We start from the raw sequence: 901 nt of genomic DNA on the forward strand, positions 1-901 counted from the left end.
ACGGGTCGTTCCTGCCGATGGTGCTCGTTCGTCGGCTGGGATCGACCCGCACACCGGGCTCCTGAGGTGCGCGTCGAGCTCCTCGACGCCGGAGGCGGTCGCCTGCGTCCTCCCGAGGGAAAGCGATGCGGCCTGGAAGGGAGTGGGGCTGCCGGAACCTACCCGGATGATGGCGCGGCCGGGCAAGGTGACAGGAATGACCGCGGCGGCGGACGAACCGACGATGTCCTGGGAATCCATGGCGGTCTGGACCCGAAAGGCTACAGCGGTAGTCACGTTGGCCCTGATGTCAGGGGTGATCGCGCCCTGGGGGCGCTGGGTCGCCATCACCAGGTGGAGTCCGAGGGACCTGCCGAGGGTCGCGATCTTCATCAGCCCCTGGGCCGAACCGGGAACCTCATCGGTCAGCATGCGGAACTCGTCGATGACCACGAGCAGGCGCGGCATGGCGTGCCCTGCCTGCGAGGAGAGCTCCGAGATGTCCTGCGCGCCATGGGCCGCCAGGATCGCTTCACGGCGGCTCAACTCCGCCCGGAGGGAGATCAGGGAGCGCGTGACGGATTCGGTCGAGAGGTCGGAAAGGAACCCGACGGTGTGGGGAAGCCGTGCGAGCTTGCCGAGTCCCGAGCCGCCCTTGAAATCGATCAGCAGGAAGGTCACCCGGGCAGGTGAATGGTTCGCCGCGATGCCCAGAAGGAGCGTGCGGAGGAACTCGGACTTTCCGGACCCGGTGGTACCCGCCACCAACAGGTGCGGGCCTTCACGGGTCAGATCGAATAAGAGCGCGCCCTTGGCGTCGACGCCGATCGGACAACCAAGGCCCGAGGAATGCTGCGTTTCCCGCCAACGGGCGAGCACGGCCGGTGGTGCGGGAAATCCGCCGTCATGGCCGGGCAGGGCC

The 901-nt window shown here is 67.8% G+C and carries 1 protein-coding gene; it reads right to left on the reverse strand.

The window, feature by feature from the left end:
* Positions 1 to 901 (reverse strand): FtsK/SpoIIIE domain-containing protein (locus Y705_RS0115445; protein ID WP_253908656.1); only part of this gene is annotated, 901 nt, incomplete at both ends.

Source organism: Arthrobacter sp. H41 (assembly GCF_000520535.1).
Lineage (GTDB): Bacteria > Actinomycetota > Actinomycetes > Actinomycetales > Micrococcaceae > Arthrobacter_D.